This is a genomic window from Streptomyces sp. DvalAA-14, from assembly GCF_900091855.1.
GTDB lineage: Bacteria > Actinomycetota > Actinomycetes > Streptomycetales > Streptomycetaceae > Actinacidiphila.
In genome coordinates this window covers 1-7,646 of the sequence record NZ_FMCH01000343.1, presented here as the reverse complement: position 1 = coordinate 7,646, position 7,646 = coordinate 1, and the positions used below count along the sequence as shown (strand labels likewise).

Below are 7,646 nucleotides of genomic sequence, written 5' to 3'. Positions count from 1 at the left end.
CCCCGGCCGCCGCCGACCGGCCCCCGGCCGCCGCCGACCGGCCCCCGGCCGCCGCCGATCGGGCCCGGGTGGACGGCGACGCGGGCACCTTGTGGCTGCGCACCAGGCAGACCCGGGTGGAGGTCCGGCGCGGGTCCGACGGGGTGTGGCGGTCCGCCGCGCCGGGCTGGCTGCCGCTGCGCCGGCTGCGTTCGGCGGCCGGCCACCCGGTGCTGATCGACGACGCCGACCCCTACCGCGACGAGGAGCGGCCCACCAATCCGTACGGCCTGACCGCCACCTCGGCCCTCGACGGTGCCGAGCACGCCCGCTGGCGCAGCGCGTGGCAGGACGCGCAGGTCTGGCTGCGGCTCGGTGACGGCTCGCGGGCCCGTGAGGCGGACGCGCTGCTGGACTGCTTCGTGCCGCTGGCCGGTTCGGCCACCGCCCGGTGCAGCGCGACCCGCCGCGAGGCCTTCGGCGCGCTGCTGAGCAGCACGCCGCGCAGCGGCCTGGAACTGGCCGCGACCCTGGTCCACGAACTGCAGCACGCCAAGCTGCTCGCCCTGTCCGCGCTGACCGTGCTGCACACCGCCGACGACACCCCGCGCCACTGGGCCCCCTGGCGTCCCGACCCGCGGCCCTTCGACGGCCTCTTCCAGGGTGCGTACGCCCATTTGGCCCTGGCCGACTTCCACTTGGGGGTGGCGCTGAGCGGGGCCGGTCCGGGGCTGCGGGACGCCGCCTGGGCCGACCACTGCCGCTGCCGCCAGCAGGTCGAGGCCGCGCTGCCCCAACTGCTCGGCTCCAGCCGGCTGACCCCGCACGGACTGAGCCTGGTGCGGGCGATGGCGGCGCATCACAGTCGACTGCGGGAACACGTACCGCCGAGCGGCCACCTGGCGCGCGCGGCGGCGTACGTCGAGACCAGCCGGGTCATCTGGCGGCGACAGCGCGCGCACCGTCCGTGAACCCCGGGCAGCCGCCGGCCCGAACCGTACTTATCCACAGGAAAGGGCATGACTGTCCGTCAGCGGGGGACCAAATCAGTGTAGTTTCTGGCGCAGAAGCCGCATCCGCTGGCCATTCACGCCAGGGGCGAAACACGCGCAAAGAGGGAGTCGGTCACATGGCCGGAGGGCGGAACACCGCGTCGGCGGTGGGGTCGGGACCCGTGACCGTCAGCTTCGCGGGGTACAACAGGGCGTGGGCGTCGTGGATCGCCAGCCGGCTGGAGAAGCACGGGCGGCAAGTGGTGCTCCAGCGCTGGGACATCACCCCGGACAGCAGCGTCGAGCAGGGCCTGCGCGACCTGCTGCTGTCCGAGGGCCCGGTGCTGATCGTGCTCAGCGAGTGGTATTTCCGGCTGGGCCCGCGCAGCCAGCAGGAATGGAACAGCGCGCTGCGCGCGGTGATCCCGCCCAACAGCGACCGCTTCGCCGCCGTCTCCGTCACCTCCGCCGCGCTGCCCACCGCCTCCGTGGCGCTGGGCGCCGCCGAATTGTGGGGCCTGGGCGCCGCCGAGGCCGAGCGCCGGCTGCTGTCCCGGCTCGGCATCACACCCGCCCGATCCGCGGCTGGCTCCTCCTCGGCATCCGCCTCCGCCGCCGGCTCGGCCGGCACCGACACGCCGGGAGCCGGCGCCGGCCCCCGCTTCCCGCTGGAGCCGCCGGCCGTCTGGGGCGGCGTCCCGCGCCGCAACACCCGCTTCACCGGCCGTGAGGAGCTGATCGCTGAGCTCCACCAGCAGCTCCAGCAGGCCGAACCCGGCGCCGCGGTCGCCACCTTGCACGGGCTGTCCGGCGTCGGCAAGACCCATATCGCCGCCGAGTACGTCTACCGCTTCGCCCCGGAGTACGACGTGGTGTGGTGGGTCCGGGCGGCCGAGCGCGGCACCCTGCGGGAGAAGCTGGCCGCCCTCGCCCCGGCGCTGCGGCTCACCACCGGCCGCGAATACGGCGAGCGGCTGCGCGCCGTGCACGACGCGCTGCGCCGCGGCGACCCCTACTTCCGCTGGCTGATCGTGCTGGACGGCGCCGACCGGCCGGACGAGATCCACGACCTGGTCCCGGCCGGCCCCGGCCATGTGCTGATCACCTCGCAGAACCGCGAATGGGGCGAGTACAACAGCGCCCTGATCGAAGTCCCGGTCTACGACCGCGTCGAGTCGGTGGCCTTCATCCGCCGCCGCGCGCCGCGGATCGACGAGCCGGACGCCAACAAGCTCGCCGAGGCCCTCGGCGACCTGGCACTGGCCCTGGACCAGAACGCCGGCTCGCTCAACGACTCCACCATGCCGGTCGACGAGTACATCGAACTGCTGCGGCACGGCGCCGATGTGGAATCCGGCCTCAAGGTCGCCGCCGACTTCCAGATGACCTACTACACCGCCTTCTCGATACTGCTCAACCGGCTGCGCGAGGACAAGCCGGAAGCGGTCGACCTGCTGCGGCTGTGTGTCTTCTTCGCGCCCGGCCCCATCCCGGTGCGGCTGCTGCGCGACCTGCCGATCCGCGACATGCCCGAGCAGCTGGCCGGCCTGATCGAGGACCCGCTGCTGTGGAACTCGGCCATCAGCAAGCTCGCCCAGTGGTCCGTCATCCAGTCCGACCCGCAGGAGGTCGGCACCGAGGAGCCGCCCGGCTCCACCGAGATCGTGCAGATGCACCGCCTCGTCTACCAGGCGGTCCGCAGCGACATGCCCGACGACGAGCAGAACGTCTACTCCCGGGTGGTCCGCAAGATCCTCGCCGCCGCCGACCCCGGCCGCCCCAACGACACCCGGCTGTGGCCGCGTTACGCCGAGATCGTGCCGCACCTGGCGGCCTCCGGAGCGCTGGAGAGCACCAACCCCGAGATCCAGGGCATGGTGCTCAACTGCCTGCGCTATCTGTACCTCTCGGGCGAGTACACCACCGGCCTGCGGGTCGCCGAGATCGCCGGCGAGCACTGGCCGCGGGTGCTGGAGGCCGGCCACCCCCGGCTGTGGGACCTGGTGCACCACCGCTCCAACCTGCTGCGGGCCACCGGCGACTACACCACCACCGAGCGCATCGACCGCGACGCCTACGAGACGCTGCTCGCCGATCGCGGCGCCCGGGACCTGCTGACGCTGCGCGCCGCCGCCAACCTCGCCTCCGACCTGCGCAACCTCGGCCGCTATCCGGAGACGCTGGCCCTGTCCGAATCGGTCCGGGACGCCTATGTCGAGCTGCTCGGCGACCGCGACCCGGTGACGCTGATGGCGCAGAACAACATGGCGCTCATCCACCGCCTGCTGGGCCGCTTCCAGGACGCGCTCGACCTCGACCGCGACACCATGGAGATCCGCCGCGAGCTGCTGCGCGACCGCAACAACTGGACGCTCTCCTCGGAGAACTCCTACGCTCACGACCTGCGGCTGCTCGGCCGCTACGAGCAGGCGCTGTCGGTGCAGGAGCGCAACTCCGAGGTGCACCGCACGGTACTCGGCCCGGACAACCCGCAGACGTTGCGCGCCGAGCACAATCTGGCCCAGTGCTACCACCGCAGCGGCGAGCGCAACCGCGCGGCCCATCTGTTGGCCCGGCTGCTGGAGCGCTGCGAGCGGGTGCGCGGCGACTACGACCCGCTCAGCCTGCGCGTCGCGCTCACCTTGTCCAGCTTCGAGCGGGAGCACGGCGATCTGGACCGGGCCCGGGACCTGGCCGAGCGCGTGCTCGGCCGCTACCGGTCCCGGCTCGGCGAGCGGCACCCGTACACCGCCGGGGCCCTGGGCTGCCACGGGCTGATCTTGCGTGCCTCCGGCGAGCGCCAGCAGTCGCAGATCGAGATCGAGGACGCGCTGGACGGCATGACCCGGGCGGTCGGCCCACACCACTACTGGACGCTGGGCTGCGCGGTCAACGCGGCCGCGGCCCGCAATCTGGCCGGCGACCCGGACGGCGCCGCCGAGTTGAGCCGGACGACCGGCGACCGCGCCGCCGCCGAGCTCGGCAAGCACCACCCGCTGACGCTGTCCTGCCGGATCGCGCTGGCCGCCGACCTGCGCAATCTGCGCCGCCGCCAGGAGGCCGACAAGATCGAGGAGGAAGCGCTGGACGCGCTCGCCAACACCCTCGGCCCCCAGCACCCGCACACGGTCGCGGCGCGGTCCCGTACCCGGCCCTACTGGGACTTCGAGCCGTTCAGCTCGTAGCGGCCGGACGCCCGGCCGGGACGCCCGGCCGGGACGCCCGGCTGGGCCGAGGCTCGGCGCCACGCCCGGGCCGGGCGTCGCGCGAACGGCCGGGGCCCGTACCGCGAAGGTACGGGCCCCGGCCGATGCGAGCGCTGCTGCCGCTGGTGTGCGGCGCCGATCAGATCTCGAAGACCTCGTTGATCAGCTCTTCCTGCTGCGCCGCGTGCCGCTTGGCGGAGCCGACGGCCGGCGAGGAGGACGCCGGGCGCGAGACACGGCGCAGCCGGTCCGCGTTGTCCGGGGCCGCGCCGAGCAGCAGGTCCAGGTGGTCGATCAGGTTGAGCGCGATGAACGGCCACGCACCCTGGTTGGCCGGCTCGGCCTGGGCCCAGACGAACTTCTGCGCCTTGGTGTAGGGGGCCACCGCGGCCTGGATCTCGACGCCGGGCAGCGGGTAGAGCCGCTCGATGCGGATGAACGCGATGTCGGTCGCCCCGCGGTTGGCCCGCTCCTCGATCAGGTCGTAGTAGACCTTGCCCGAGCAGAACACGACCTTGCGCACCGCGTCGGCGTCCACCGTGGTGTCGCCGATCACCGGCTGGAACTGCCCGCTGGTGAAGTCCTCGGCCTTCGACGCCGCCGCCTTCAGCCGGAGCATCGACTTCGGGGTGAAGACGATCAGCGGCTTGTGGTGCGGGTTGTGCACCTGCCAGCGCAGCAGGTGGAAGTAGTTGGCCGGGGTGGAGGGGACGGCCACCGTCATGTTGTTCTGCGCGCACAGCTGCAGGAAGCGCTCGATCCGGGCCGAGGAGTGGTCCGGGCCCTGGCCCTCGTAGCCGTGCGGCAGCAGCAGCGTGACGCCGGAGGTCTGGCCCCACTTCTGCTCGGCCGACGAGATGAACTCGTCGACGATGGTGGCCGCGCCGTTGACGAAGTCGCCGAACTGCGCCTCCCACATCACCAGTGCGTCCGGCCGGGCCAGCGAGTAGCCGTACTCGAAGCCCATCGCCGCGTACTCGCTGAGCAGCGAGTCGTAGACGTTGTAGCGGGCCTGGTCCTCCGACAGGTACTGCAGCGGGGTGTAGTCCTCGCCGGTCTGCCGGTCGATGAGCACCGCGTGCCGCTGGCCGAAGGTGCCGCGCCGGGAGTCCTGGCCGGCCAGCCGGACCGGGGTGCCCTCCAGCAGCAGCGAACCGATCGCCAGCGTCTCGCCCATGCCCCAGTCGATGGTGCCGTCCTCGACCATGGTGGCCCGGCGCTGGAGCTGCGGGAGCAGCCGCGGGTGCACGGTGACGTTCTCCGGCACGTTCACCTGCGAGGCGGCGATCCGCTTGACCACCTCGGAGGACACCGCGGTCGGCATCGCGACCGGGAAGCCCGGCTGCGGGGCGGCCGGCTGCTGCTCGGCGGGCTCCACCGGGGCGGAGGCGGCCTCGCGGACCTCGGTGAAGACCTTCTCCAGCTGCCCCTGGTAGTCCTGCAGCGCCTGCTCGGCCTCTTCCAGGGTGATGTCGCCGCGCCCGATCAGCGACTCGGTGTAGAGCTTGCGCACCGAGCGCTTCTTGTCGATCAGGTCGTACATCAGCGGCTGGGTGAAGGCCGGGTTGTCGGACTCGTTGTGACCGCGGCGGCGGTAGCAGATCAGGTCGATCACGACGTCCTTGTTGAACGCCTGCCGGAACTCGAAGGCCAGCCGCGCCACGCGGACCACGGCCTCCGGGTCGTCGCCGTTGACGTGGAAGATCGGCGCCTCGATCATCCGGGCCACGTCGGTGCAGTACATCGACGAGCGCGCCGACTCCGGGGCGGCGGTGAAGCCGACCTGGTTGTTGATGACCACGTGCACGGTGCCGCCGGTGCGGTAGCCGCGCAGCTGCGACATGTTGAGCGTCTCCGCGACGACGCCCTGGCCGGCGAAGGCCGCGTCGCCGTGCAGCGCGATCGGCAGCACGGTGAAGTCGGTGCCGGCCTTGTTGATGATGTCCTGCTTGGCGCGGGCGATCCCCTCGACCACCGGGTCGACCGCCTCCAGGTGCGAGGGGTTGGCGGCCAGCGAGACCTTGATCTGCTCGCCGTCCAGACCGGTGAAGGTGCCCTCGGCGCCCAGGTGGTACTTCACGTCGCCGGAGCCGTGCATCGACTTCGGGTCGAGGTTGCCCTCGAACTCGCGGAAGATCTGGGCGTACGACTTGCCGACGATGTTCGCCAGCACGTTCAGCCGGCCGCGGTGGGCCATGCCGATCACGGTCTCGTCCAGCCGGGACTCGGCGGCCGCGTCGATCACCGCGTCCAGCAGCGGGATGACGGACTCGCCGCCCTCCAGCGAGAACCGCTTCTGGCCGACGTACTTGGTCTGCAGGAAGGTCTCGAACGCCTCGGCCGCGTTCAGCCGGCGCAGGATCCGCAGCTGCTCCTCGCGCTCGGGCTTGGCGTGCGGGCGCTCGATGCGGTCCTGGATCCACTTGCGCTGCTTGGGATCCTGGATGTGCATGAACTCCACACCGACGGTCCGGCAGTAGGAGTCGCGCAGCACCCCGAGGATGTCGCGCAGCTTCATCAGGGACTTGCCGGCGAAGCCGCCGACCGCGAACTCCCGCTCCAGGTCCCACAAGGTGAGCCCGTGCTCCAGCACGTCCAGGTCGGGGTGCTTGCGTTGGCGGTACTCCAGCGGGTCGGTGTCGGCCATGACATGGCCGCGGACCCGGTAGGAGTGGATGAGCTCGAAGACCCGGGCGGCCTTGGTCACATCGTCGTCGTGCCCGGTGTCGATGTCGGTGCGCCAGCGGACCGGCTCGTACGGGATGCGCAGCGCGGCGAACACGTCGTCGAAGAAGTCGTTCTCGCCGAGCAGCAGTTGGTTCATGATCCGCAGGAACTCGCCGGAGGCGGCGCCCTGGATCACCCGGTGGTCGTACGTGCTGGTCAGCGTCATGACCTTGGAGATGCCCAGCTTGTTCAGGGTGTCCTGGGAGGTGCCCTGGAACTCGGCCGGGTAGTCCATCGAGCCGACGCCGAGGATCATCGACTGACCGGGCATCAGGCGCGGCACCGAGTGCACGGTGCCCAGGCCGCCCGGGTTGGTCAGCGAGGCGGTGACCCCGGAGAAGTCGTCCATGGTCAGCTTGCCGGTGCGGGCGCGGCGGACGATGTCCTCGTAGGCCTGCCAGAACTCGAAGAAGTTCAGCGTCTCGGCCTTCTTGATGGCCGCGACGACCAACTGCCGGTCCCCGTTGGGCTTCACCAGGTCGATGGCCAGGCCCAGGTTGACGTGCTCCGGCTTGACCAGGGTGGGCTTGCCGTCCTTCTCCGTGAAGGAGTGGTTCATCGACGGCATGGCCTTGAGGGCCTGCACCATCGCGTACCCGATGAGGTGGGTGAAGGAGACCTTGCCGCCCCGGGCGCGCTTGAGGTGGTTGTTGATCACGATGCGGTTGTCGAACAGCAGCTTCACCGGGATGGCCCGCACCGAGGTGGCGGTAGGCAGTTCCAGCGAGGCGTGCATGTTCTT

The 7,646-nt window shown here is 71.5% G+C and carries 3 protein-coding genes; 2 read left to right on the top strand and 1 reads right to left on the bottom strand.

Annotated elements, in window-relative coordinates:
- Both GA0115240_RS17445 and fxsT read left to right on the top strand, forming a co-directional pair.
- The coding region (locus GA0115240_RS17445) for an aKG-HExxH-type peptide beta-hydroxylase (protein ID WP_237554967.1) at positions 1-950 on the top strand (950 nt) is incomplete at its 5' end.
- 158 nt (positions 951-1,108) lie between these two features.
- Positions 1,109-4,156, top strand: a complete 3,048-nt coding sequence (fxsT, locus tag GA0115240_RS17440; protein ID WP_093737592.1) for an FxSxx-COOH system tetratricopeptide repeat protein — start codon at positions 1,109-1,111, stop codon at positions 4,154-4,156.
- A 160-nt stretch (positions 4,157-4,316) separates the two neighbouring features.
- Here fxsT and GA0115240_RS17435 read toward each other — a convergent pair.
- Positions 4,317-7,646 (bottom strand): multifunctional oxoglutarate decarboxylase/oxoglutarate dehydrogenase thiamine pyrophosphate-binding subunit/dihydrolipoyllysine-residue succinyltransferase subunit (locus tag GA0115240_RS17435; protein ID WP_107407164.1); only part of this gene is annotated, 3,330 nt, incomplete at its 5' end.

Bases quoted from the DNA above. Each gene is read 5' to 3' on its own strand.
- fxsT (WP_093737592.1), top strand. From the start codon at position 1,109: ATGGCCGGAGGGCGGAACACCGCGTCGGCGGTGGGGTCGGGACCCGTG.